We start from the raw sequence: 24,411 nt of genomic DNA on the forward strand, positions 1-24,411 counted from the left end.
AGGGCCGCCTCGTTTCCGAAGCGGCCCAGTCTGCTCAGGGAAGAAATCAGAAGCGGTAGTTCATGCCCACCGCGAAGGTCCGGCCGTAGCTCTGATAATCGATGGTCCGGCGCTCATCGCCGTTCTCGAAGGTCTTGAACGGTTCGTCGGTCAGGTTGTTGACCTGGGCCAGGATGGACAGGCCCTCCAGCGGACCCGACTGGAACTCGTAACCGACCTGGGCGTCCACGACGGTTTCGGCGGCGACCGAACGCAAGGTGCGGCCGTTGCCGAAGCCGGCGACTTCACCGAGGTAGTCGGAGCGATAACGGGCAGAGACGCGCGACTGGAAGCCGTAGCGCTCATAATAGACGGTGCCGTTCATGACGGTTTCCGACAGGCCCGGCATGGTGGTCGGAGCCTCGTTCGGATCCGGCTGGACTTCGCTGTCCGTAGCCGAGGCGCTGAACAGGGCGCCGAAGCCCTCCAGAGCGGGGTGGAGGATGTCGAACGGCGCGGAGACCGAGAACTCGACGCCCTTGATCCAGCCGCCATCACCATTGTCAGGGCGCGAGGACAGGCCCTGGTTGATCACAGGGGTCACGCCGCCGGTCGGATAGCCAGTGAAGTCGACGATCTGGTTGCGGGTGTAAACATAGCTTTCGAGGTTCTTGTAATAGGCCGCCACCGAGACATAGCCCTTGCGGTTGGCGAAATACTTCTCGAGCGAGATGTCCGCCACATCGGCGATATAGGGGCGCAGTTCGGGATTGCCGCCGCTGGCGCTCCAGGGCGACTGGTTGTCGGGCTGGGCGCTGGGGATGTTGTTCGCCACGTTGAAGGAATAGTTCTGCGAGGCGCGCATGTCGTCCATCCGAGGACGCGCCAGGGTGCGGGCCACGGCGAAGCGGGCGAACAGGTCGTCGCCGACTTCCAGGATGAAGTTCGAGCTGGGCAAGATTTCCAGATATTCCACGCCGCCGTCGACGGCGACGGTTTCCGACACGCCGGGGCCCACTTGGCGGGCCGAGAAGCCGGTGGAGCTCTGGTCGGTATAGACGAACTGCATGCCGACGTTGCCGGTCAGCGGCCGACCGAACAGTTCATGGTCGATGTTGGCGCGGACATAGGCCGTAGAGACCTTTTCGGTCACTTCCCAGTTGCCGGCGGCGACGTCGGCGTTCGGGTTGCGGACCAGGTCCAGCAGACCGCTGTTGACCAGGCCCAGGGCGTCATAGCTGAGCACCTGCGAGATGCCGAGATAGCCCAGGTCGGTCGGCTCCAGCAGATATTCCGACGGGACGAACAGATCGCCGCCGCCGGGGACGCCGATGTAATACTGGTCGTTGACGAAGCTCTTGTTGCGCTCCGAATAGTTGACGCCGAAGTCGATCGACTTGAACGGGCTCTGGTGCAGGGCGCGGTTCGCCGTCAGGCGGACAGCCTTGATCTCGTCCTCGATGGAGGGGGTGTTCATATAGCCGACCTGACCGCCGGGGATGACGTCTGCGCCCCAGCCCTGGGCCGAGGTGATGCGGATCAGGGCCGGGTCGGCGTAGTCCAGCTGGCTGGTGAACCGGGTCACGCCGTCGTCGGTCAGTTCGAAGCCCAGGGTGTCCAGCGCGCCGTTGATGTTGCGGCCGGTGCCGGCGTTGGTTTCAAGAATGATGTCGTCGCGCTCGACCTTGGAGTAGCTGAGGTCCAGACCCAGGGTCCAGTCGTCGGTGGCGACGAACTCGGTGTTCCAGCCCAGGGCCGTGATGTTGCTGTCGCGCTTGTTCAGGTCGTTGCGGACGACGCCCTTGATGTTGTCCCAGGTGCCGGCGACGATCAGGCCGTCCTCGACCGTGTAGCCCGAACGAAGCGACGGCGCCGGGCGGCAAAGGGACGACGGCACGTTCACGGTGCAGTCGCCCGCCGAACCGCCCCAGGCCAGCGGGAACTCGATGCCGCGCAGGACCTGGGTATTCTTGAACTCGGAATAGAAGGCGTCGATGGTCGAGTGGATGCGGTCGTTCGGACGCCATTCCAGCACGCCCATATAGCCGTCGCGCTCCAGCTCCGACGACATGACATAGGGTTTGACGCCGCCGGTCAGCAGATTGCCGTCGCTGTAGGTCGGATAGCCCCAGGCGTTGAACCGTTCGGACTGGTACGGCGAGCTCATGTGGGCGTAGCCCAGGGCGACGCCCAGCGTGCCGTCCATGAACTGGTCGATGTAGGAGATGGTGTAGCGGTCGCCGCTGTCGGTCGTGCCCGAGTTCAGGGCGCCGATGTCGTTCCACTCGTGGCGATAGTTCACCGCAATGGCCTGACGACCATAGGCCAGCGGACGCACGGTGCGCAGATCGACGGTGCCGGCCAGGCCCTGGCCGACCAGGGCCGAGTCCGGGGTCTTGTAGACGACGACGCTGCCCAGCAGTTCCGACGGGAACTGGTCGAACTCGACGCCGCGGTTGTCGCCGGTCGTGACCAGCTCGCGGCCGTTCAGCAGGGCGGTGGTGAAGTCGGGGCCGAGGCCGCGGATCGAGATGGCCTGGCTGCGGCCGTCGAGGCGCTGCGAGGTCACGCCCGGCAGGCGGGCCAGGGATTCGGCGATGGAGACGTCCGGCAGCTTGCCGATGTCTTCCGCGGAAATGACCTCGACGATCGAGGTGTTGTTGGCCTTGGCCGAGATCGAGGCTTCGATCGAGCGGCGGATGCCGGTGACGACGATCTCGCCGACCTCGGCGGCCTGATCGTCGGCCTGGGCCGTCGTATCACTGGTTTGAGCCTGAGCGCCGCTGACGGCCATGAGCGCGGCTGCGCCGAATGCGACACCCGACAGCAGGCGCACGCGCCGATTGAGACCTTGAGACATTGTCATCCTCCCTGGGGCTGTCGCGATTCTGAATGTCGCAACCGAAGCCGTCGCAAAAATATGCAAACCTTAGGCATCATTGCAAGCTGTTAATCTCGGCGGCCCAATTTCGCCGCACCGCTGCCGCGTCAACAACCGCGTACTACTAAGCTTTTGAGGCTGATATTGCCCCTCTATTGCTGCGATGCAGCATTCTAATCCGCGTTGACAGGCAGCATCAGGACTGCAAAATCTTGCAAATCGATCTGGAAGGCTTTGCACTTTCCGGACGGGGAGGACGACAGGATGATCATCGCTCGACAATGGAAGAGCCGGACGCGCGCCGTATTGACTGCGGCGACCCTGCTCGCCGGCGCCTCCCCCCTGCCCGTCCTGGCCCAGACCTCGGTGCAAACGATCGCCCCGACGACCACAACGCCGGACGCGCTGAACGCCCTGCGTCAGCGCCCGCCGCAGGACGAGGTGATCTATTTCCTGCTGCCCGACCGGTTCGCCAACGGCGATCCGTCCAATGACAACGGCGGCTATGCCCCCGAGCGGCTGAAGAGCGGCTTCGACCCGTCGGATACCGACTTCTATCACGGCGGGGATTTAGCCGGGGTCACGCAGCGACTGGACTATATCCAGGGCCTGGGCGCGACCGCCGTCTGGCTGGCGCCCGTGTTCAAGAACAAGCCGGTGCAGTCGCACGGAAACTATACCGGCGCGGCGCACCACGGATACTGGATCACCGACTTCACGGCGGTGGACCCTCACTTCGGCGACGAGGCGGCGATGCGCGCCCTGGTCGAGGCCGCCCATGCGCGCGGCATGAAGGTCTATCTAGACATCGTCGCCAACCATACGGCCGACGTGATCCGTTATCGCGAATGCCCGGACCGGCTCTGCGAATACCGCGGCCGCGCCGACTATCCCTATACGCGCCGAGGCGGCGTCGACGGAGCGCCGATCAACGAGGGCTTCGACGGCCGGGACTTCTCGCGCCTGACGCGGCCCGACTACGCCTATACGCCCTATGTTCCGGCGGGCGAGGAGAACGCCAAGACGCCCGCCTGGCTGAACGATCCGATCCACTATCATAACCGGGGCGAGAGCACGTTCGCCGGCGAAAGCGGACTGGACGGCGACTTCGCCGGGCTGGACGATCTGCTGACCGAGGACCCGGTCGTGGTCCAGGGCATGATCGACATCTTCGGCGGCTGGATCGAGAAATACGGCATCGACGGCTTCCGCATCGACACCGCCCGCCACGTGAACCCCGAGTTCTGGCAGGCCTTCATCCCCGCCATGCTGGAGCGGGCGCGGGCCAAGGGCATCCCGAACTTCCACATCTTCGGCGAGGTCTATGACCATGATCCGGCGGTCACGGCGCGGTTCACCAAGGTCGACGACTATCCCGCCGTGCTGGACTTCCCCTTCCAGAAAACCGCTGTCGACGTCGCCTCGGGCAAGGCCGGGACCGACGCCCTGGCCAAGCTGTTCGCCGCCGACGCCCTCTATGCCGAAGGCGCGGACACCGCCGCTATCCTGCCGACCTTCCTGGGCAACCACGACATGGGCCGCGTCGGCTTCTTCGTGAAACAGGCCAACCCCGACGCCGATGACGCCGAACTGCTGGCGCGCGTGAAACTGGCCCACGCCCTGATGATGTTCAGCCGCGGCGTTCCGACCCTCTATTACGGCGACGAACAGGGCTTCGCCGGCGCCGGGGGCTATGGAAACTCGCGCCAGGACATGTGGGCCAGCCGGACGCCGGTCTATGCCTCCGAGGTCCCGCTGGGCGGCCGTCATGACGCCTATTCGACCGAGGCGCCGCTGTACCGCGCCATCGCCGAAATGGCCCGTATCCGCGCGGCCGAGCCGGCCCTGCGTCACGGCCGTCAGGAGGTCCGCGCCGCCGGCGACGCACCCGGCCTGTTCGCCGTCTCCCGCCTGGACGAGACGGGCGGCGAGACCCTGGTCCTGTTCAATTCCTCGACCGCCCCTGTCACGGCTCAGGTTGAGGTGGAGCCCGCCTCGCTGCGGTGGCAGTCTGTTCGCGGCGACTGCGCGGCCCAGGCTTCGGCGCCGGCCAGCTACGCCGTACGCATCGCCCCTCTCGACTATCTGATCTGCAAGAGCACGCCACAGTGAACGCCCACACCCTCGACCTCGCGACCGCCGCCCAGCCGGCGACCGCCCATCACGAATGGTGGCGGGGCGCGGTGCTGTACCAGATCTATCCGCGCAGCTTCGCCGACGCGAATAACGACGGCGTCGGCGACCTGAAGGGGATCACCGACCATCTGGACCACGTCGCCTCTCTGGGCGTGGACGGGATCTGGCTGTCGCCGTTCTTCACTTCGCCGATGAAGGACTTCGGCTACGACGTCGCCGACTATTGCGACGTCGATCCGATCTTCGGGACCCTGGCCGACTTCGACGCCCTGGTCGCGCGCGCTCATGCGCTGGGGCTGAAGGTCGTCATCGACCAGGTCTTCTCCCACACTTCGGACGAACACGCATGGTTCCTGGACAGCCGCGCATCGCGGACCGGGCCGCACGCCGACTGGTACGTCTGGGCCGACGCCAAGCCCGACGGCTCGCCGCCGTCGAACTGGCAGTCAGTGTTCGGCGGGCCCGCCTGGACCTGGGACGCGCGTCGCGGCCAGTATTACATGCACAATTTCCTGGCCTCCCAGCCCCAGCTGAACGTCAGGAACCTCGAGGTCCAGGACGCCCTGATCGCGGCGGCGCGGTTCTGGCTGGACCGGGGGGTGGACGGCTTCCGCCTGGACGCCATCAACTTCGCCATCCACGACCTGAAGCTGACCGACAATCCGCCGATCAACGACGGCAAGAAGCGCACCCGGCCGTTCGACTTCCAGGACAAGATCAACAATCAGAGCCAACCGGAGATCATCGGCTTCCTGAACCGTATCCGCGCCCTGACCGACAGCTATGAGGGCCGGTTCACCGTCGCCGAGGTCGGGGGCGACCACGCCGACCGGGAGATGAAGGAATATACGGCCGGGGACGACCGGCTGCATTCGGCCTATGGCTTCCTCTACCTGTACGCCGATACGTTGAAGAGCGAACTGGTCGCCCAGGGCGAGACCATGTGGCCGGACCAGCAGGGCGAGGGCTGGCCGTCCTGGACCTTCTCGAACCACGACGCCCCGCGCGCCGTATCGCGCTGGTCACAGGGCCGCGACCCCAAGGCCTTCGCCGAGATGGCCCTGCTGCTGCTGGTCTGCCTGCGCGGCAATGTCTTCGTCTATCAGGGCGAGGAACTGGGCCTTCCCCAGGCCGAGGTGCCGTTCGAACGGCTGGTCGATCCCGAGGCCATCTCCAACTGGCCCCAGACCCTGGGCCGCGACGGCGCCCGCACCCCCATGCCCTGGCATGCGGCCCAGACCAACGCCGGCTTCTCAACCGTCGAGCCCTGGTTGCCCGTCGATCCCCGACACCTGGCCCTGGCCGTGGACGCCCAGGAGGCCGATCCGGCCTCGACGCTTCAGGTCGCCCGTCGCCTGATCGGCCTGCGCCGCGAGCATCCGGCGCTGCGCCACGGCGGCATGGCGCCGATCGAGACCCACGGCCTGCTGGTCTTCGAGCGTCAGGAGCGGGGCGGATCGCAACAGCGGCTGCTGTGCGTCTTCAACCTGAGCCACGAGACCGCCGACTGGAGCCCGCCCGCCGGAGCGACCCGGATCGAGGCGATCAACTGGACCGAGGCGGACGGGCAGGCCCTGCCTCCGCTCGCCGGCCTGGTCTTCAGCCTGGCATGAGGCCGTCAGCCGCCACAGGTCTCGCGCACGATCAGATCGGTCGGAACCCGTTCCGACCGGCCGGCGGTCGCGCCCCCGTGGTCGAGCAGTTTGGACACCATCAGCCGTCCGGCCTTCATCGTGTCCTGGGCGATGGTGGACAGGGCCGGACGCGAGTAGCGGCTGAACGGCACATTGTCGAAGCCGATGACCGAGACGTCGCCGGGCACGGTCAGTCCGGCGTGCTCCAGCGCCCGCACCGCGCCCAGCGCGATCTGGTCCGACGCCGCCACCACCCCGTCGAAGGCGACGCCGCGACGGACCAGGGCGTCGACAGCCGCCTCGGCGGATTCGACCTCGAAATGGGCGGGGACGATCAGGTCCGCATCCACCGCAATGCCCGCCGTCTCCAGGGCCTCCAGATAGCCGCGGTGCCGTTGCATGGCCTCGGGCGGGTCCAGGTCGCCCAGGAAGACGATACGTTGTCGGCCCAGCCGGGCCAGGTGCGAGGTCGCGCGTCGGCCGCCCGAAAAATTGTCCGAGCCGATGGAGCAGTAGTCCTGCTCCGCCAGGTCCGCGCCCCAGACGACGAAGCGATGGTCGCCCGCCGCCAGACGGTTGAAGGCGCCGTGCAGGCTGGACTGGCCCAGGAAGATGACGCCGTCGGCGCGGCTGGTGTTCATCGCCGCCGCCAGTTCGTCATAGGTGGCCGGCGAGATATGGCTCATCAGCAGGTCGCAGTCGCGCTCTCGCGCCGCCTCCCCCACCCCGGCCAGAAGCTCCAGGAAGAAGGGATCGGAAATCCGGCCCTCGCGCCCCTGCGGACGCGGCGTCACCAGGGCGATGGTGCCCTGGGCCCCGATGGGGCCGGCCGGCATGTAGCGGCGGAACGGATAGTCGTGCTCCTTCGCCAGCTTCCAGATCAGCTGTTTGGTGCGGTCGTTGACGGCGGGGCTGTCGTTCAGCGCCCGCGAGGTCGTGGCGACCGAGACGCCGGCCAGGCGCGCAATGTCTTCAAGTCGGGTGGTCTTGCGGCTCAAGGTCGCGGGTCCTCGAAGCAGTCTGTCGTGACTGCAAATTTTTCTGCAAACATTTCAGCCACCGTTCGCGGCGGTTGGCAAGAGGCGGCGTAACGGAGTTCACATGATGAAGCGCAGATCCTTCCTGGCCCTCGGCGGCGCCTCGATCCTGGCCTTCGGCGCCACCGGCGTCCGGGCCCAGACCAGCCCGGTCCACGCCCGCGCCAGCTCGCCCGGCGGGGTGCTGACAGTCGAGGCCTTCACCGACAACGACGGCCGACCGATGTATTCGGTCATGCGTCAGGGGCGGGTCGTCGTGGCCCCGTCCAAGCTGGGCTTCCTGCTGACCGACGCCCCGGCGCTGGAGCGGGGTCTGGCCGTCGCCGCCGGTCAGCCGATCACGTTCGACGAGACCTGGGAGCAGCCGTGGGGCGAGCGCCGCTTCATCCGCAACCACTACAACGAGTGGCGGGTCGGCTATGTCGAGACCGGCGCCCTGGGCCGCCGCGTGGACGTGGTCTTCCGCCTGTATGACGACGGCCTGGGCTTCCGCTACGAGGTCCCGGACCAGCCGGGTCTGAAGACGGTCCGCATCGGCTCCGAGATCACCGAGTTCAACCTGGCCGAGGACGGCGAGGCCCTGTGGTGCCCGGCCTGGGAATGGAACCGCGAGGAATATCTGTACAGCCGCACGCCGATCAGCGCGGTCGGCAGCGCCCAGACGCCGATGACGGTCAAGGGCCAGTCCGGTCTGCACGTCTCGATCCACGAAGCCGCCTGCATCGACTACGCCGGCATGAACCTGCGCCGGTCGGAGGGCACGAAGTTCCGCGCCCAGCTGACGCCCGGCCTGACCAACGCCGCCGTGGTGCGACAGGCGCCGTTCAACAGCCCGTGGCGGACGCTGCAGGTGTCGGACAGCGCCGCCGGCCTGATCGACTCCAGCCTGATCCTGAACCTGAACGAGCCCAACAAGCTGGGCGACGTCAGCTGGTTCAAGCCCATGAAATATGTCGGCGTCTGGTGGGAGATGCACCTGGAGCTGAAGAGCTGGAACTCGGGTCCGAAGCACGGCGCCACGACCGAGAACACGATCAAACATATCGATTTCGCGGCCAAACACGGCTTCGGCGGGGTTCTGGTCGAGGGCTGGAACAAGGGCTGGGACGGCCAGTGGTTCGCCAACGGCTCGGACTTCAGCTTCACCGAATCCTATCCCGACTTCGACATCGAGGCGGTCTGCGCCCATGCCCGGTCCAAGGGCGTGCAGCTGATCGGCCACCACGAGACGGGCGGCAACGCCTTCCACTACGAGCAGCAGCTCGAACCGGCCATGGCCCTGTACGAGCGGCTGGGCGTCCATTCGGTCAAGACCGGCTATGTGGCCGATGCGCAAGGCGCGCGCGTCGCCGGACCGGACGGCCAGATGGTCATGGCCTGGCACGAGAGCCAGGCGATGGCTCAGCACCACATGAAGGTCGTCGAAGCCGGCGCCCGGCACAAGGTGGCGATCAACGCCCACGAGCCGTTCAAGGATACCGGCCTGCGCCGCACCTATCCGAACATCATCAGCCGCGAAGGTCAGCGGGGCATGGAATATTCGGCCTGGGGGAACCCCGGCAATCCGCCCGAGCACGAGCCGAACCTGGTCTTCACCCGCCTGCTGGCCGGGCCGATGGACTATACGCCAGGCATCTTCGGCATGGAGACGCGCAGCCCCGGCGGCGTGCAGACGACCTGGGCCAAGCAGCTGGCCCTCTATGTCGTCATCTACAGCCCGATCCAGATGGCGGCGGATCTGCTGGTCAATTACGAGGCCAATCCCGCGCCGTTCCAGTTCATCAAGGACGTGCCATGCGACTGGGCCGAGACCCGGGTGCTGGCGGCCGAGATGGGCGACTACGTCGCCATCGCGAGGAAGGACCGGGCGTCGGACGTCTGGGCCCTGGGCGCCATCACCGACGAACATCCGCGCGTCCTGACCGCGCATCTGGACTTCCTGGACGACGGCCGTCGCTACCGGGCCGAAATCTATCGCGACGGTCCCGAGGCCGACTATCGCGGCAAGCGCGAGGACATAATCATCGAACAGCGTGAAGTGACCTCGGCCGACGTACTGACCCTGGCCCTGGCGCCCGGCGGCGGCCAGGCCATCCGCTTCGTGCCGATTGGACGCGCGCGTCGATGAGCAGCGCGACGCCCGAACCCCTCCACGCCCACCGCCCGCGCCTGTCCGGCCTGGCGATCTGGAACATGTGCGTCGGCTTCTTCGGCATCCAGATCGGCTTCGGCCTGCAAAACGCCAACACCAGCCGAATCTTCCAGACCCTGGGCGCCGAGGTGGATTCGCTGGCCATCCTGTGGATCGCCGCGCCGCTGACGGGCCTGCTGGTCCAGCCGATCATCGGCCATTTCAGCGACAAGACCTGGACCCGGTTCGGGCGTCGCCGCCCCTATTTCCTGGTCGGGGCCATACTGACGACCCTGGCCCTGATCGCCATGCCCAACAGCCCCAGCCTGTGGTTCGCCGCAGCCATGCTGTGGATCATGGACGCCTCGATCAACATCACCATGGAGCCGTTCCGCGCCTTCGTCGGCGACAATCTGCCCGAGGAACAGCGCACCGCCGGCTATGCGATGCAGAGCTTCTTCATCGGGGCGGGGGCGGTGTTCGCCTCGGTCCTGCCCTGGCTGCTGTCGAACGTGTTCGGCGTGGTCTCGACGGCGGCCGAGGGGGTCGTGCCCCTGTCGGTCAAGATCGCCTTCTATGTCGGGGCCATCGGCCTGTTCTCGGCCGTGCTGTGGACCGTGCTGTCGACCAGGGAATACAGCCCCGAACAGATCGCCGCCTTTGAACGCGCCAAACTGGCGGCCCTGGGCGCTCCCGCTCCCGAAGAGGGGCCTGAAGCGCCGGCCCGCAGCGTCCAGGCCTGGATGGCCTCGGGTCTGGTCTGCGCCGTTTTGGGCGGTCTGGGCTTCGTGTTGATCTCGGTGCTGAACCTGGAGAAGGAACTGCTGGTCCTGGCCGGCTTCTTCGCCGGGTTCGGCCTGCTGCAGATCGCCGTGGGGATGATGCAACGCCGCCGCATCGTCAACGCCGCCACCGAAATCCTGAACGACATCTTCCGCATGCCCGAGACGATGCGCGGCCTAGCGGTGGTGCAGTTCTTCAGCTGGTTCGCCCTGTTCGCCATGTGGATCTACACCACGGCCGCCGTGACCAGCGTCCATTACGGGACCACCGACACGACCTCGACCGCCTATGCCGCTGGCGCCGACTGGGTCGGCGTGCTGTTCGGGGTCTATAACGGCGTGGCGGCCCTGGCGGCCTTCCTGCTGCCCCAGCTGGCCCGTCGCATCGGGCGAAAGGGCGCCCACGCCGTCATGCTGATGTTCGGGGCGGCGGGCCTGTTCGGCGTCTTCGCCATCCGCGATCCGGCCCTGCTGTGGCTGCCGATGATCGGCGTCGGCTTCGCCTGGGCCTCGATCGTCTCCATGCCCTATGCCATCCTGTCGGCGGCGGTGCCGGACCGGAAGATGGGCGTCTATATGGGCGTCTTCAACATCTTCATCGTGGTGCCCCAGCTGCTGGCCGCCACGGTCCTGGGCCTGATCCTGAAGACCCTGTTCGACGGCCAGGCCATCTGGGCCTTGGTCCTGGGCGCCGCCGCCTTCGTGCTGGCGGCGATCAGCGCCCTGCTGGTCCGGGAGCACCGCGCATGAACCGGCGCGGTCTGCTGGCCCTGATGGCCGCCCTACCCTTCGCGAACGCCGCGCAGGCCCAGATCGCGGGCGGGCGTCTGGTCGTTCACGACGACCTGACCCTGGTCCACGCCGCGCCGCGCAAGATCTCAGTCTGGCTGCCGCCCGGTTATGAGGCGTCGGACCAGGCCTATCCGGTCCTCTACATGCACGACGGCCAGAACCTGTTCGACGCCGCCACGGCCAACTTCGGCGAATGGGGCGTGGACGAGCATCTGCAGCGACTAATCGCCAATGGCCAGGTCCGGGCGCCCATAGTGGTGGGGGTCTGGAACACCGACCTGCGCCTGAGGGAATATGTCCCCGCCGATCTGATCGCCGCCCTGCCCGACGACATGCGGGCGGATGTCCAGGCCATCTATGGCGGCGCGCCCCTGTCGGACGGCTATGTCCGTTTCCTGGCCGAGGAGCTGAAGCCCTTCATCGACCGGACCTATCGCACCCTGCCGGGTCGCGACGACACGACGGTCAGCGGCTCCAGCATGGGCGGGCTGATCTCGATGTATGCGGTGATGAAACGGCCGGACGTGTTTTCCGCCGCCGCCTGCCTGTCGACCCACTGGCCGTTGAAGGTCGAGGGGCTACAGGCCGGCCCCCAGCTGGACGCCTGGCGCGAGCGGCTGGTCGCCGCCTGGACCGGCGTGATCGAACGCGGCCTGCCGGCGCCGGGTTCGCATCGCTTCTATTTCGACCGGGGCGACGAGACGCTGGATCAGTTCTACGCCGCCTTCCAGGGCCAGGTGGATCAGACCTTCCGTCGTCGCGGCTACGGCCCCGGCGATTTCCGAAGCCTGGTCTTCCCCGGCGCCCAGCACAACGAGGCCTCCTGGAACAGCCGCCTCGACGTGCCCCTGACCTTCCTGCTTTCCCCCGTCCCCCAAGAGGAGGCGCGTCATGCGTAACCTGAAATCCCTCTGCCTCGCCGGCGCCGCCGGCCTGGCCTTCGCCTCGGCCGCGACGGCGCAATCGGTCGCCCCCGGCGCGCCCGGCGACGTGCCGACCTGGTCCAGCGCGGCCAAGACCGGCGCGGGCGCATCCTATGAAGCCTATGTCGACGGCCAGTACCGCGACGGCGGCCCGACCGGCGCGGTGTCCAAGGTGTGGTTCTCCATCGCCGACGGCGTTCTGACCGAGACCATGTACGGCCTGATCCACGAGGCCCAGATCAAGGCCCTGCGCTTCGCCGTGGTCACGCCTGAGGGTCTGGCCCTGGAAGGGACCGACACCACCGAACGGACCGAATACCTGCACACGGACGCCGAGGGCCGCCCGCTGTCGCCGGCCTACAGGGTCACGACGCGCGACAAGGCGGGCCGGTTCGAGATCCAGAAGCTGATCTTCACCGATCCCGACCACAACGCCCTGGTGCTGCGCGTCACCATCACGGCCCTGAGCGGCGAGGTGACCCCGTATCTGCTGCTGGAGCCGCACATCGCCAACACCGGCGTCGACGACCACGGCGCGGTGACGACCCAGGCCTTCCACGCCTGGGAGGGCGACACCCATCTGGTGCTGAGGCCCAGCGAGGCCTTCACGGCGGCCAGCGTCGGCTTCGTCGGCGCATCGGACGGCCTGACCGACCTGAAGGACGGCAAGCTGGACTGGACCTACGCCTCGACCGGCGAAACCGCCGGCAACACGATGATGACCGGCGCCCTGCCGAGCCTGCGCATGGGCCAGAGCGTCAAGCGCGACTTCGTCATCGGCTTCGGCGACAGCGAGGCGTCGGCTGAAGGCGCGGCGGACGGCGCCTTCGCCACCGGCCTGGACGAGGTCCTGGCCCGTTTCAACGGCGAGGGCGATCGCATGGGCTGGGAGGACTATGTCGCCTCGCTGAGCGAACTGCCGCGCATCGCGCAGCAGGCGACCGACGGCGGCAAGCTGGCCTATGCCTCGGCCCTGATGCTGAAGGTGCAGGAGGATCGCACCCACGCCGGCGCCCTGATCGCCTCGCTGTCCAATCCGTGGGGCGACACGGTGGACGCCTCCAAGTCCTCGACCGGCTACAAGGCCGTCTGGCCGCGCGACTTCTATCAGGTGGCCATGGCCCTGGCGGCCCTGGGCGACAAGGCGACGCCGATGGCGGCCTTCAACTATCTGCCCCAGGTCCAGGTCGGGCCGAACACGCCGGGCAACACCGGCGTCGGCGGCTGGTTCCTGCAGAAGACTCATGTCGACGGCGAGCTGGAATGGGTCGCGGTCCAGCTGGACCAGACGGCCATGCCGATCATGCTGGGCTATCGCCTGTGGAAGATGGGCTGGCTGTCCGACGCGCAGATGACCGAACGCTACAACGCCATGCTGAAGCCGGCGGCCGACTTCCTGGTCGACGGGGGCAAGGTCGGGCTGTTGTGGAACGACGCCGAGATCAAGCCACCCTTCACCCAGCAGGAACGCTGGGAAGAACAGCAGGGCTATTCGCCGTCCACCACAGCGGCCGTCGTCACCGGTCTGACGGTGGCGGCCGAGATGGCCCGCGCCTCAGGCGATACGGCCGGGGCGATGCGCTACCAGGCCGCCGCCGACCGCTACGCCTCCAAGATCGAAGACCGGATGTTCACCACCAACGGCGACTTCGGCGATGGTCGCTACTACATCCGCATCACCCAGAACGAGACCCCCAACGACAAGGCGCCGATCGGGGGCGCCAACGGTCAGATCGCGCCGGCCGAGGATCGGGTCGTGGACGGCGGCTTCCTGGAACTGGTGCGCTATGGCGTGCGCAAGGCCGACGATCCGCACATCCTCGCCACCCTGCCGGTCTATGACGACCAGTCGCTGGAGGACCTGTACCGGGTCCGCTACGACTTCGGTCCAGAGGGGGACAAGACGCCGGGCTGGCGCCGTTATGGCGTCGACGGCTATGGCGAGGATCACGTCACCGGCGCCAACTACGGCGTCGGCGGCGAGATGAGCCCGGGCCAGCGCGGCCGGGTCTGGCCCTTCTTCACCGGCGAGCGCGGCCATTATGAACTGGCCCGCGTGAGCGTGAACGGGACGCCCTCGGCTGCCGACATCGCCGCCATCCGCCAGACCTATGTGCGCGGCATGGAGCGGTTCGCCAACGACGGGCTGATGCTGGCCGAACAGGTCTGGGACGGGGTCGGCGACCCGACCGCCCACGACTACGCCCTGGGCCAGAACACCGACTCGGCCACGCCCCTGGCCTGGACCCACGCTGAATATCTGAAGCTGCTGCGGTCGCTGGCTGACGGCAAGGTCTGGGACCGTTACGATCCGGTCGAAAGCCGATACGCCCGCTAATGCAAAAAAGCCCCGGAGATCGCTCTCCGGGGCCTTCTTCATTCAGGGAAGGAAGCGATCAGAACGCCAGTTTCAGGGCGCCGACCACGCGGCCCTCGGCGATGGTGACATCGTCCACGTCGGTGTCGTGATAGCGCACGTCGAGCGCCAGATTTTCGGTCAGGGCGTAGGCGACGCCGACGTTCCAGGTCACATAGTCGTCGCTGACGTCCAGCCATTGCTGGCCCACGGCGCCCGAGATCGTCCACCGTTCAGCGGGGGCGAAGGCGGCGTTGACCTCAGCATAGGTCGCCGCCTCGTCCGCGCCGAAGAAGTCGGGCGAATAGAAGACGGCGCCCCCGATGGTGGCGGGTCCGACGGCGCGGGACGCCGCAGCCTTGAACTCCACATAATTGTAGTCCGCCTCGTCCGGCTCGCCGGGATAGAGGTAGCCGACCACGCCGACGTCCAGCGCGAAGCCGCCGGCTTCGGTGCGGTAGCCGCCGTAGAGATCGACCTCTGCGTCGGTGTCATCACCGAAATCGACGTTCGAGGCCCAGGCGCCGACATAGAAGCTGCCTGCGGTTATATCGACGCCGCCCTGGATGGCGGGATCTTCGTCGGTCTGGCTGAAGCCGCGGAAGACATAGTCGCTGAACACGCCGGCGTTGAAGGCGACTTCGACGTCGGACTGAGCCGAGGCAGGGGCCGCCAGACCGACCAGACCCAGGGTCAGGGCCGCGGCGGCGGCGGTACCGAGTAGTTTCACGCTCATACTGTATCCCCTTGTTTTGTTTGTTTGTTATGCCTCACCGGCACGAGCGCCGGAAAGTCGGGCGCGGCCGGCGGGCCGCGCCCTTTCCTTCAGTGTTCCAACGCCTCGCCGTGCAGCGACGTGTCCAGCCCGGCGGTTTCCTCCGCCTCGCTCACCCGCAGGCCCGTGGTGAACTTGCAGACGATGAGGATGATGAAGGTGCCGACCGCGCTGTAGGCGATGGTCCAGGCCAGGCCGATGGCCTGGGCGCCGACCGTGGCGTCCGCCGACAGGCTGTTGATCGCGGTGGTCGCGAACACGCCGGTCAGCAGGGCGCCGATCAGACCGCCGGCGCCATGGATGCCGAAGGCGTCCAGGGAGTCGTCGTAGCGCAGCAGCTTCTTGATCCAGACCGACGAGATATAGCAGACCGGTCCGGCGATCAGGCCGATGATCACGGCGCCCTTCGGATCGACGAAGCCGGCGGCCGGGGTGATGGCCACCAGACCGGCGACCACGCCCGACAGCATGCCGATCAGCGAGACCTTCTTCTTCTCGATCAGTTCGATCAGCTTCCAGGTCAGGGCGGCCGCGGCGGCGGCCAGGACGGTGTTCAGCAGGGCCACGCCCATCAGCTCGTTGGCGGCGCCCGCCGAGCCGGCGTTGAAGCCGATCCAGCCGACCAGCAGCAGCGAGGCGCCGATCATGGTCAGGACCGGATTGTGCGCCAGGATCGGCTCGGACCCATAGCCCTTGCGACGCCCCAGGAAGATGGCGCAGACCAGACCCGCGACGCCCGAGTTGACGTGGACGACCGCGCCGCCAGCGAAGTCCAGCACGCCCGCCGCGCCCAGGAAACCGCCGCCCCACACCCAGTGACAGATGGGCGCATAGATCAGCAGCGACCACAGGGCCGTGAACAGCAGCAGGCCGGAATATTTCATCCGCTCGGCGAAGGCGCCGGTGACCAGGGCCGGGGTGATGATGGCGAAGGTCATCTGGAAGGAGATGAACAGATATTCGGGGATGCCCGTCAGCAGGCTGTTGGCCGTGCCCAGGGTCACGCCGTTCAGGAACAGCATGTCCAGGCTGCCGACATAGGGTTGAAGCATCGGGTCGGCGTTGGCGCCGAAGGCGATGCTGTAGCCGGCGATGAACCAGACCAGCGAAACGACCGCGAAGACGCCGACCGACTGGGTGATGGTGGCGATGACGTTCTTGCGGCGGACCATGCCGCCGTAGAACAGGGCCAGACCCGGCAGGGTCATCAGCAGGACCAGGGCGGTCGAAGTGCCCAGCCAGGCCGTGCCCGCCCCATCCAGTTCCAGCGCGGACTGGTGGGCCAGAAGCGCGGGCGCGGCCTCCGCCGTCTGGGCGAAGGCGCCGCCCGCATAAAAGAGACCGATGGTCAGAAGCAGGAGCGCGGCGGCTCCCGGAAGTCGATTCCAGACACGCGACATAAGCAATTCCCCCTTGGCAATCTCGCAAGTGCGAAGGTTTTACTGCAATCGCATTTCGCGCAAGGGGCTTGGCCGTAAACGGTGCAACTTTCTTGCAACGGTTATTGATAAAAAGTTAAGCTCGGCATGATCGTTGCGCTTAAACGCCCAAAACCATCTCGCCTTTGCAAGAACGAACAGTGTTCGGAGCATGAAATTCAAGAGGCCGATTAGGCCTCGACCGGCTCAGGCCCAGTGCATCTGCACTCGATGCGCCGCCGCCCAGTGAATCGCCCGGATGGCGTCGACGACGGCTTCGGTCGCCGCGCGCGTGCCCAGAGCCCCGCCCAGGTCGGCGGTCACGGCGCCCGCAGCCAGAACGGCGGCGACGGCGGCCTCGATCGAATCGGCCTCGTCCTCCAGCTTCAGGCTGTGACGCAGCAGCAGGGCGGCCGACAATATGGTCCCGACCGGATTGGCCAGGTCCTGGCCGGCGATGTCGGGAGCCGAACCGTGGATCGGCTCGAACAGGCCCGGCCCTCCCGCGCCCAGCGAGGCCGACGGCAACAGGCCGATCGAACCGCCCAGCACCGAGATCTCGTCCGACAGGATGTCGCCGAACATGTTCTCGGTCAGGATGACGTCGTATTCGCGCGGCTTCCTGATCAGGTGCATGGCCATGGAGTCGACCAGGGCGTGCTCCAGCTCGATCTCGGGGAATTCCTCAGCGTGGATGCGGGTCACGACCTCGCGCCACAGACGGCTGGTCTCCATCACATTGGCCTTGTCGACCGAGGTCACCTTGCCGCGCCGTTGGCGGGCGGTCTGGAAGGCGGCGCGGGCGACCCGCTCGATCTCGACCACCGTATATTCGCACAGGTCGGTCGCGCCCTTGGCGTCCCGCGTCTTCTTGCCGAAATAGACGCCGCCGGTCAGTTCGCGGAAGACGATCAGATCGACGCCCTCGACGATCTCCTTCTTCAGCGGCGAGCGGTGGGCCAGAACCGGCGACACCTGCAACGGCCGCAGATTGGCGAACAGACCCATGGCCTTGCGGATGGCCAGCAGACCTTCTTCCGGCCGACGCTTACCGCCGTCCCACTTGGGCCCGCCGACCGCGCCCAGCAGGACGGCGTCGGCGGCAACGCAGGCCGCGCGCGTCGCTTCCGGCAGGGGCTCGCCGGTCGCGTCGATGGCCGCCCCGCCGATCAGATGCTCGGTGAACTGGAAATGGTGGCCGTAGAAGTCGCCGATGACGGCCAGCACGTCGCGCGCGGCCCGAGTCACTTCGGGCCCGACGCCGTCGCCGGGCAGCAGGACGATATTATAGGTCTGGGGGGCGGCTTGGGTCATCGGACGGTCTCTTTCGAACGCTCGTAGGCTTCGATCTCTGGCAGGTTTGATTGCAGCCAGCCCAGGGTGTCCACCCCGTTAAGCAGGCACTCGCGCGCGAAGGATTCGACCTCGAACGGCACGGGCTGGGCATTGCCGCGCCGGATCTGGCCGGCCTGGAGGTCGATCGTGACCGGCTGATCCGGCTGCGACGCCAGATCGTCCCACACCGCCTGGCTGACGACGATGGGCAAAAGACCGTTTTTCAACGCGTTAGATGTAAAAATGTCAGCGATCTCGGTCGAGATAACCGCCCGGAACCCATAGTCGTACAGCGCCCAGGGCGCGTGTTCGCGCGACGATCCGCAGGCGAAATTCCGGCCCGCCAGCAGGATCCGGTGCTCGGCCGGATCGATCCGGTTCAGGATGGCCTCGGGCTTTTCCGAACCGTCGGCCTCGTAGCGCCAGTCATGGAAGGCGGCCCTGCCCAGCCCCTCGCGCGTCGTCGTGGTCAGGAAGCGGGCGGGAATGATCTGGTCGGTGTCGATATTGGCCTGGCTGAGCGTGACCGTCTTGGACGTCAGGACCTGGAAGGGCTCAGACATTTTGCACCCCTACGGTCTCGCGCACGGTCTCGTTCAAAAAGACGCGCGGATCGGTCAGCACCCCGGCCACCGCCGTCGCCGCCGCCGTCGCCGGACTGGCCAGGATGGTGCGGGCGTCCTTGCCCTGGCGGCCTTCGAAATTGCGGTTGGAGGTCGAGACGGCCAGCTGGCCCGGCCCGACGAAGTCCCCGTTCATGGCGATGCACATCGAACAGCCGGGAATGCGCCATTCGGCCCCGGCGGCGATGAAGACCTGGTCCAGACCTTCCGCCTCGGCGTCGCGACGCACGGCTTCCGAGCCCGGCACCACCAGCATCCGCAGGCCCGGCTTGACCTTGCGCCCGCGCAGCACCTCAGCGGCGGCGCGCAGGTCCGGCAGGCGGCCATTGGTGCAGGAGCCGATGAAGACCACGTCCACCGGCTGGCTGGTCGTCGCCTCGCCTGCGGTGAAGCCCATATAGGCGATGGCCTTGCGGTCGCTGTCCGACTGGGGCTGGGGCACGGGCGCGCCGATCGGCGCCCCGGCGTCCGGGGTCGTGCCCCAGGTGGCCATCGGGCGGATGGCGGCGCCGTCGATGACCACTTCCTTGTCGAAGATCGCGCCCGGATCGCTGGACAGCTTCAACCATTCAGCCGTCGCCGTCTCATAGTCGGCGGGGACGTGCTTGCGGCCGCGCAGCCAGTCGATGGTGGTCTGGTCCGGGGCGATCATGCCCGCGCGGGCGCCCGCCTCGATGGACATGTTGCACAGGGTCATCCGCCCTTCCATGTCCAGCGACCGCACCGCCTCGCCGGCGTATTCGATGACATAGCCGGTGCCGCCGCCAAAGCCGATGGCGGCGATCACCGCCAGGGCGACATCCTTGCCCGACACGCCGGGCTGCAGCCGTCCGGTCACCGTCACCCGCATGGCCTTGGCCTTACGCTGCAACAGGCATTGGGTCGCCAGCACATGGCCGACCTCGGACGTGCCGATGCCGAAGGCCAGGGCCCCGAAGGCGCCGTGGGTCGCCGTATGGCTGTCGCCGCAGACCACCGTCATGCCCGGCTGGGTCAGGCCCAGCTCCGGCCCCATCACATGGACGACTCCCCGATCCTCGGACCCCCATCCGGCCAACGGCACGCCGTGGGCGGCGCAGTTCTTCTCCAACCGATGCACCTGGGCCTCGGCCTGGGCGGTGACATAGGGTTTCAGCCCGTTCAAGCCCGCCGGCAGGGTCGGAGTCGAATGGTCCAGGGTCGCATAGGTCCGGTCGGGACGGCGCACCTTCAGCCCGCGCGCCTCGATCTCGCTGAAGGCCTGGGGGCTGGTGACCTCGTGGACCAGATGCAGGTCGATATAAAGAACGCCCGGCGTATCGGCCGTCTCCGACCGCACCACATGGGCGTCCCAGACCTTGTCAAACAGGGTTTTGGGATCAGGCATATTGGGCGACCGTCTCCTCAACCCCGTCGACCCGGTCGATGATGGCGATCAGTTCGGCGTCGCTGATCTCGCCGATCTGGTCGGCGCGCTGCTTGAAGCCGACGACAACGGCGGCCAGACGCTCGCCCTCGATGGGCCGGCCGATGGTCTCGGCCCGCTTGGCGATGGCGTGGCGGCCCGAGTGTTTGCCCAGGACAAACCAGCTGCCCTCGAAACCCACGTCCTGGGGACGCATGATCTCATAGGTGCGGCTGTCGGCCAGCATGCCGTGCTGGTGGATGCCGGCCTCGTGGGCGAAGGCGTTGATGCCGACCACCGACTTGTTGCGGGCGATGACCGTCTCGGTGATCTCGCACAGGATCTTGGAGGCGCGCACCAGGTGGCGGCTGTCGGCGCCGGTGGTGACGCCGTACCGGTCCTCGCGAACCTTCAGGGCCATGATGACTTCTTCGATCGAGGCGTTGCCGGCCCGTTCGCCGATGCCGTTGATCGCACCCTCGACCTGACGCGCCCCGCCCTCGACGGCGGCCAGTGAGTTGGCGACCGCCATGCCCAGGTCGTCGTGGCAGTGGGCCGAGAAGATCACGTGCGGATGCCGCTTATGGATCCGGGCCGCCAGGGCGCGAAAGGTCTCGCGCACTTCTTCCGGGGTCGCATAGCCGACGGTGTCGGGCACGTTCAGGGTCCGGGCGCCGGCGTCGGCGGCGGCCTCCAGCACATCGGCCAGGAACTCCGGCTCGGTGCGGAAGGCGTCCTCGGCCGAGAACTCGACGTCGTCGAACAGGCTGACCGCATATTCGACCGAGCGCACCGCCGTGGCCAGGACCTCGTTGGTCGACATCTTCAACTTGGCGGTGCGATGGATCGGGCTGGTGCCGATGAAGGTGTGGCAGCGACGATGGGACTTCGGCGCGGGCGCCAGGGCGCGGAAGCTGGCGTCGATGTCCTTTTCGTTGGCGCGGGACAGGGAGCAGAAGATCGGCCCCTCGACCTCGCCGGCCACGCGGCGGATGCAGTCTTCGTCGCCCGGCGAGGCGGCGGCGAAGCCGGCCTCGATAACATCGACGCCCAGGTCCTTCAGGACCTGGGCCATCTTCACCTTGGCTTGGGCGCTCATGGAGAAGCCGGGCGCCTGTTCCCCGTCCCGCATCGTCGTGTCGAAGACGATGACGCGGTTGGGGTCGGCGGCGATCTCCTCGGTTCGGGATACGCCGGATACTCGTACTTTTTCGGCGGTCATCACGCGGCCTCGGATTGAATAATGTCGTTGCCGATGCGGCGCACGCCGAACAGCCGGTCGATCTGACGGCCCAGATTGTCCATGCAGCGACCGGCGTCGCGACCGCGCACGGTCAGGGCGATGCGGCGGAAGGGGCCTTCGTCGGCCATGTTGATGCCGTCGATGTGGAAGCCCCGGCGCTCCACAAGTCCGATGAGACGCTGAAGCGAACCGTCGGCACGGTCGATCTGGATGTGGATCGTGTTGCTCATCTCAGGAGCCCTCCATCATTTCAGCATTGCTCTTGCCCGGCGGAACCAGCGGCCAGACATTGTCTCGGGAATCGATGACCACATGGGCCAGGCAGGGACCGTCGGCGGCCAGCAGGCGCTGGATGCCGTCGGACACCTGATCGCGACGATCGATGCGGAAGGCCTCGATGCCGAAGGCTTCGGCCACCTTCACGAAGTCCGGATTGTCGGACAGGTCGATCTCGGAATAGTTCTCGGCGAAGAACAGCTCCTGCCACTGGCGCACCAGACCCAGGGAGGAGTTGTCGATCAGCACGATCTTCAGCGGGATGCCGTAACGCTTCAGCGTCGCCAGCTCCTGGATGTTCATCATGAAGCCGCCGTCGCCGGCGATGGTGACGACCGTCGCGGAGGGGTCGGCCAGCTTGGCGCCGATCCCGGCGGGCAGACCGAAGCCCATGGCGCCCAGGCCGCCCGAGGTGATGTGGGCTTCGGGCCGCGAAAAGCGGCAGTGCATGGCCGCCCACATCTGATGCTGGCCCACATCGCAGGCGGCGACGAAATCATCGCCCGCCGCTTCGGACACCGCCTTCAGCAAGGCCGGGGCATAGACGCCCTCGCCCGGCGCGTCATAGCGATAGGCGCCGGCCGCCGCAGCCTGGGCGCACTCGCTCGCCCACTGCTGGATGTCCAGGGCCGGCCCGCCCGCCATCCGCGCCGTCAGGGCCTCGATCCCGTCCTTCAGCTCGCCGACGACGGCGACATTGGCCGCCCGCAGCTTGCCGACTTCCGAGGCGTCGATATCGAAATGGACGATGCGGGCGTTCGGCGCGAACTCCGCCAGCTTGCCGGTGGCGCGGTCGTCGAACCGGGCGCCGACGACGACCAGCAGGTCGCTGTCCTGCACCGCGTGGTTGGCCGCACGGGCGCCGTGCATGCCCAGCATGCCCAGCATGCCGGCTGCGTCGGTCGGGATGGTGCCCAGGGCGTTCAGTGTCGAGACCTGGGGGATGCCGGTCGCGGCGACGAAGGCGCGCAGGGCCTCGGTCGCGCCGCCGATCTTCACTCCGCCGCCGATATAGACCAGGGGCTTCCGCGCCGCCCGGATCGCGACCTCGGCGGCGGCGATGGCGTCGTGGTTGATGCGCGGCGTCTCATTGGGAATGTGAAAGCCGTAGTCTTCGCTGGTCGTGGCGAACTGCACGTCCTTGGGCAGATCGACCAGGACCGGACCGGGGCGGCCCGAGGCAGCGATGTAGAAGGCCTCCTCGATGGCCGCCGGAACCTCGGCGGCGTCGCGGACCAGGATCGAGTGTTTCACGATCGGCAGGGTGACGCCCAGGATGTCGATCTCCTGGAAGGCGTCGGTGCCCATCAAGCCTTGCGCGACATTGCCGGTGATGCAGACCATCGGCACGGAGTCCATCAGCGCATTAGCGATGCCGGTGATCAGATTGGTGGCGCCGGGGCCGGAGGTGGCGATGCAGACCCCGACCTTGCCGCTCTTCCTGGCATAGGCGTCGGCGGCGAAGGCCGCGCCCTGCTCGTGACGGACCAGGATATGCTTCAGCTTGGATCCGGCCAGGGCGTCATAGACCGGCATGATGGCGCCGCCCGGATAACCGAACACCACCTCCACGCCCAGCCGCTCCAGGGTGGAGACCAGCAGGCGCGCGCCCGATTGCGGGGCGGCCTCGGCTGAGGATTTGAAGGCGGCGGCGGTCATCAGGGTCATCCGGTCTTTCGCTCAGGCTCAGGCCGCTTCAGATTTGGGCGTGTTCAGCCAGGCCATCCGCTCGCGCAGACGGGCGCCGACCTGTTCGATCTGGCTTTCGCGGTCCGCCTTCAGCCAGGCTTCGTACTGCGGCTTGCCGGCCTCGTTCTCGGCGATCCAGTTGCGCGCGAAGGTGCCGTCCTGGATCTCGTCCAGAATGGTCTTCATGCGGGCCTTGGTCTCTTCGTTGACCACGCGCGGACCGCTGGCCACGGCGCCGTATTTGGCGGTTTCCGAAATGAAGTGGTGCATCTTCGAGATGCCGCCCTCGTAGAACAGGTCCACGATCAGCTTCAGCTCGTGCAGGCATTCGAAATAGGCGATCTCGGGCTGGTAGCCGGCCTCGACCAGGGTGTTGAACCCCTGCATGACCAGTTCCTTGGCGCCGCCGCACAGAACGGCCTGTTCGCCGAACAGATCGGTCTCGGTCTCTTCGCGGAAGGTGGTTTCCAGCAGGCCGCCCGTCGCGCCGCCATTGCCCTTGGCGTAGCCCATGGCCCGGTCGCGGGCCTTGCCGGTCACGTCCTTCTCGATGGCGAACAGCGAGGGCACGCCGCGACCGCGCTGGAACTCGCGACGCACCAGATCGCCCGGCCCCTTGGGTGCGACCAGGATGACGTCCATGTCGGGGCGCGGGGTGATGCGCTCGTAGATGATCGAGAAGCCGTGGGCGAACAGCAGGGCCGAGCCCTCCTTGGCGTTCGGCTCGATGATGTCGCGATAGACCTCGCCCTGGACCATGTCGGGGGTCAGGATGGCGATGATGTCGGCGCCCTTGACGGCCTCGGCCGGCTCGGCGGTCGGCACGCCGTCGGCCGTGGCGTGTTTCCAGCCCGTGCCGCCGTGACGGACGCCGGCGACCACATCATGGCCGCTGTCCTTCAGGTTCTGCGCATGGGCGCGGCCTTGCGAGCCATAGCCGATGATGGCGATGCGCTGGCCGGCGATGGCGCCCGGCTTGATGTCTTCATTGGTGTAGATGGTGATGGCCATGAGAAT

General features: G+C 67.2%; 17 protein-coding genes. 6 read left to right on the forward strand and 11 right to left on the reverse strand.

Annotated features, from left to right (window positions below):
* Positions 1-46: 46 nt before the first annotated feature.
* Positions 47-2,839, reverse strand: a complete 2,793-nt coding sequence (locus H2037_RS09725) for a TonB-dependent receptor (protein ID WP_292120924.1) — start codon at positions 2,837-2,839, stop codon at positions 47-49.
* Between the two features lie 285 nt (positions 2,840-3,124).
* Between H2037_RS09725 and H2037_RS09730 the strand changes: the two genes are divergently transcribed.
* Together H2037_RS09730 and H2037_RS09735 are read left to right on the forward strand one after the other, a co-directional pair.
* Positions 3,125-4,972, forward strand: coding sequence for an alpha-amylase family glycosyl hydrolase (locus tag H2037_RS09730; protein WP_292120925.1), 1,848 nt, complete (start codon positions 3,125-3,127; stop codon positions 4,970-4,972).
* Entirely contained in the window at positions 4,969-6,609 is a 1,641-nt protein-coding gene (locus H2037_RS09735) for an alpha-amylase family glycosyl hydrolase (protein ID WP_292120928.1), read from the forward strand. The genes H2037_RS09730 and H2037_RS09735 overlap by 4 nt, the downstream gene beginning before the upstream one ends.
* Before the next feature lie 5 nt (positions 6,610-6,614).
* Here H2037_RS09735 and H2037_RS09740 read toward each other — a convergent pair whose 3' ends face one another.
* Positions 6,615-7,628 (reverse strand): LacI family DNA-binding transcriptional regulator, encoded by a 1,014-nt coding sequence (locus H2037_RS09740; protein ID WP_292120930.1) that lies wholly within the window; start codon positions 7,626-7,628, stop codon positions 6,615-6,617.
* A gap of 103 nt (positions 7,629-7,731) precedes the next feature.
* Here H2037_RS09740 and H2037_RS09745 point away from each other — a divergent pair, with 103 nt between their 5' ends.
* The 4 genes from H2037_RS09745 to H2037_RS09760 are packed head-to-tail and all read left to right on the forward strand — an operon-like array spanning position 7,732 to position 14,633.
* Complete coding sequence (locus tag H2037_RS09745; protein WP_292120933.1) at positions 7,732-9,795, forward strand: glycoside hydrolase family 97 protein; 2,064 nt, start codon at positions 7,732-7,734, stop codon at positions 9,793-9,795.
* Complete coding sequence (locus H2037_RS09750; RefSeq protein ID WP_292120936.1) at positions 9,792-11,330, forward strand: MFS transporter; 1,539 nt, start codon at positions 9,792-9,794, stop codon at positions 11,328-11,330. The genes H2037_RS09745 and H2037_RS09750 overlap by 4 nt, the downstream gene beginning before the upstream one ends.
* Positions 11,327-12,271 carry an alpha/beta hydrolase-fold protein gene (locus tag H2037_RS09755; protein ID WP_292120938.1) on the forward strand — a complete coding sequence of 315 codons (945 nt, stop codon included), beginning with the start codon at positions 11,327-11,329 and terminating at the stop codon, positions 12,269-12,271. Before H2037_RS09750 ends, H2037_RS09755 begins: the two co-directional genes overlap by 4 nt.
* Positions 12,264-14,633 (forward strand): glucan 1,4-alpha-glucosidase, encoded by a 2,370-nt coding sequence (locus H2037_RS09760; RefSeq protein ID WP_292120941.1) that lies wholly within the window; start codon positions 12,264-12,266, stop codon positions 14,631-14,633. The genes H2037_RS09755 and H2037_RS09760 overlap by 8 nt, the downstream gene beginning before the upstream one ends.
* Before the next feature lie 58 nt (positions 14,634-14,691).
* On the opposite strand, the gene H2037_RS09765 is transcribed toward H2037_RS09760, so the two are convergent.
* The 9 genes from H2037_RS09765 to ilvC all read right to left on the reverse strand — a co-directional run bounded on the left by H2037_RS09765 (position 14,692) and on the right by ilvC (position 24,405).
* Positions 14,692-15,387: a TorF family putative porin gene (locus tag H2037_RS09765; protein ID WP_292120944.1), complete on the reverse strand. Its 696-nt coding sequence runs from the start codon at positions 15,385-15,387 to the stop codon at positions 14,692-14,694.
* 89 nt (positions 15,388-15,476) lie between these two features.
* Entirely contained in the window at positions 15,477-16,826 is a 1,350-nt protein-coding gene (locus H2037_RS09770) for an ammonium transporter (protein WP_292120947.1), read from the reverse strand.
* 225 nt (positions 16,827-17,051) lie between these two features.
* Positions 17,052-18,158 (reverse strand): 3-isopropylmalate dehydrogenase, encoded by a 1,107-nt coding sequence (leuB, locus tag H2037_RS09775; protein ID WP_292120950.1) that lies wholly within the window; start codon positions 18,156-18,158, stop codon positions 17,052-17,054.
* Entirely contained in the window at positions 18,155-18,742 is a 588-nt protein-coding gene (leuD, locus tag H2037_RS09780; RefSeq protein ID WP_292120952.1) for a 3-isopropylmalate dehydratase small subunit, read from the reverse strand. Before leuD ends, leuB begins: the two co-directional genes overlap by 4 nt.
* Positions 18,735-20,168: a 3-isopropylmalate dehydratase large subunit gene (gene leuC, locus H2037_RS09785; protein ID WP_292120955.1), complete on the reverse strand. Its 1,434-nt coding sequence runs from the start codon at positions 20,166-20,168 to the stop codon at positions 18,735-18,737. Before leuC ends, leuD begins: the two co-directional genes overlap by 8 nt.
* Positions 20,161-21,408: a 2-isopropylmalate synthase gene (locus tag H2037_RS09790; RefSeq protein ID WP_292120958.1), complete on the reverse strand. Its 1,248-nt coding sequence runs from the start codon at positions 21,406-21,408 to the stop codon at positions 20,161-20,163. The genes leuC and H2037_RS09790 overlap by 8 nt, the downstream gene beginning before the upstream one ends.
* Entirely contained in the window at positions 21,408-21,659 is a 252-nt protein-coding gene (locus tag H2037_RS09795) for an ACT domain-containing protein (RefSeq protein WP_292120961.1), read from the reverse strand. The genes H2037_RS09790 and H2037_RS09795 overlap by 1 nt, the downstream gene beginning before the upstream one ends.
* Before the next feature lies 1 nt (position 21,660).
* On the reverse strand, positions 21,661-23,373 hold the full coding sequence (gene ilvG / locus H2037_RS09800; RefSeq protein ID WP_292120963.1) for an acetolactate synthase 2 catalytic subunit: 1,713 nt from the start codon (positions 23,371-23,373) through the stop codon (positions 21,661-21,663).
* A gap of 18 nt (positions 23,374-23,391) precedes the next feature.
* The gene (gene ilvC, locus H2037_RS09805; RefSeq protein WP_271163654.1) at positions 23,392-24,405 is read right to left on the reverse strand and encodes a ketol-acid reductoisomerase; all 1,014 of its coding nucleotides are present in this window, start codon (positions 24,403-24,405) and stop codon (positions 23,392-23,394) included.
* Between the last annotated feature and the right edge of the window lie 6 nt (positions 24,406-24,411).

This window comes from Brevundimonas sp., assembly GCF_013912065.1.
In the GTDB taxonomy this organism is placed as follows: domain Bacteria; phylum Pseudomonadota; class Alphaproteobacteria; order Caulobacterales; family Caulobacteraceae; genus Brevundimonas.

What these genes read in the sequence shown, in the direction of transcription:
- ilvG (WP_292120963.1), bottom strand. Translation starts at nt 23,373, where the DNA reads ATGACCCTGATGACCGCCGCCGCCTTCAAATCCTCAGCCGAGGCCGCC.
- ilvC (WP_271163654.1), bottom strand. Translation starts at nt 24,405, where the DNA reads ATGGCCATCACCATCTACACCAATGAAGACATCAAGCCGGGCGCCATC.
- H2037_RS09745 (WP_292120933.1), top strand. Translation starts at nt 7,732, where the DNA reads ATGATGAAGCGCAGATCCTTCCTGGCCCTCGGCGGCGCCTCGATCCTG.
- H2037_RS09795 (WP_292120961.1), bottom strand. Translation starts at nt 21,659, where the DNA reads ATGAGCAACACGATCCACATCCAGATCGACCGTGCCGACGGTTCGCTT.
- H2037_RS09765 (WP_292120944.1), bottom strand. Translation starts at nt 15,387, where the DNA reads ATGAGCGTGAAACTACTCGGTACCGCCGCCGCCGCGGCCCTGACCCTG.
- leuB (WP_292120950.1), bottom strand. Translation starts at nt 18,158, where the DNA reads ATGACCCAAGCCGCCCCCCAGACCTATAATATCGTCCTGCTGCCCGGC.
- H2037_RS09730 (WP_292120925.1), top strand. Translation starts at nt 3,125, where the DNA reads ATGATCATCGCTCGACAATGGAAGAGCCGGACGCGCGCCGTATTGACT.
- H2037_RS09750 (WP_292120936.1), top strand. Translation starts at nt 9,792, where the DNA reads ATGAGCAGCGCGACGCCCGAACCCCTCCACGCCCACCGCCCGCGCCTG.
- leuD (WP_292120952.1), bottom strand. Translation starts at nt 18,742, where the DNA reads ATGTCTGAGCCCTTCCAGGTCCTGACGTCCAAGACGGTCACGCTCAGC.
- H2037_RS09755 (WP_292120938.1), top strand. Translation starts at nt 11,327, where the DNA reads ATGAACCGGCGCGGTCTGCTGGCCCTGATGGCCGCCCTACCCTTCGCG.
- H2037_RS09725 (WP_292120924.1), bottom strand. Translation starts at nt 2,839, where the DNA reads ATGTCTCAAGGTCTCAATCGGCGCGTGCGCCTGCTGTCGGGTGTCGCA.
- H2037_RS09760 (WP_292120941.1), top strand. Translation starts at nt 12,264, where the DNA reads ATGCGTAACCTGAAATCCCTCTGCCTCGCCGGCGCCGCCGGCCTGGCC.
- H2037_RS09790 (WP_292120958.1), bottom strand. Translation starts at nt 21,408, where the DNA reads ATGACCGCCGAAAAAGTACGAGTATCCGGCGTATCCCGAACCGAGGAG.
- leuC (WP_292120955.1), bottom strand. Translation starts at nt 20,168, where the DNA reads ATGCCTGATCCCAAAACCCTGTTTGACAAGGTCTGGGACGCCCATGTG.
- H2037_RS09770 (WP_292120947.1), bottom strand. Translation starts at nt 16,826, where the DNA reads ATGTCGCGTGTCTGGAATCGACTTCCGGGAGCCGCCGCGCTCCTGCTT.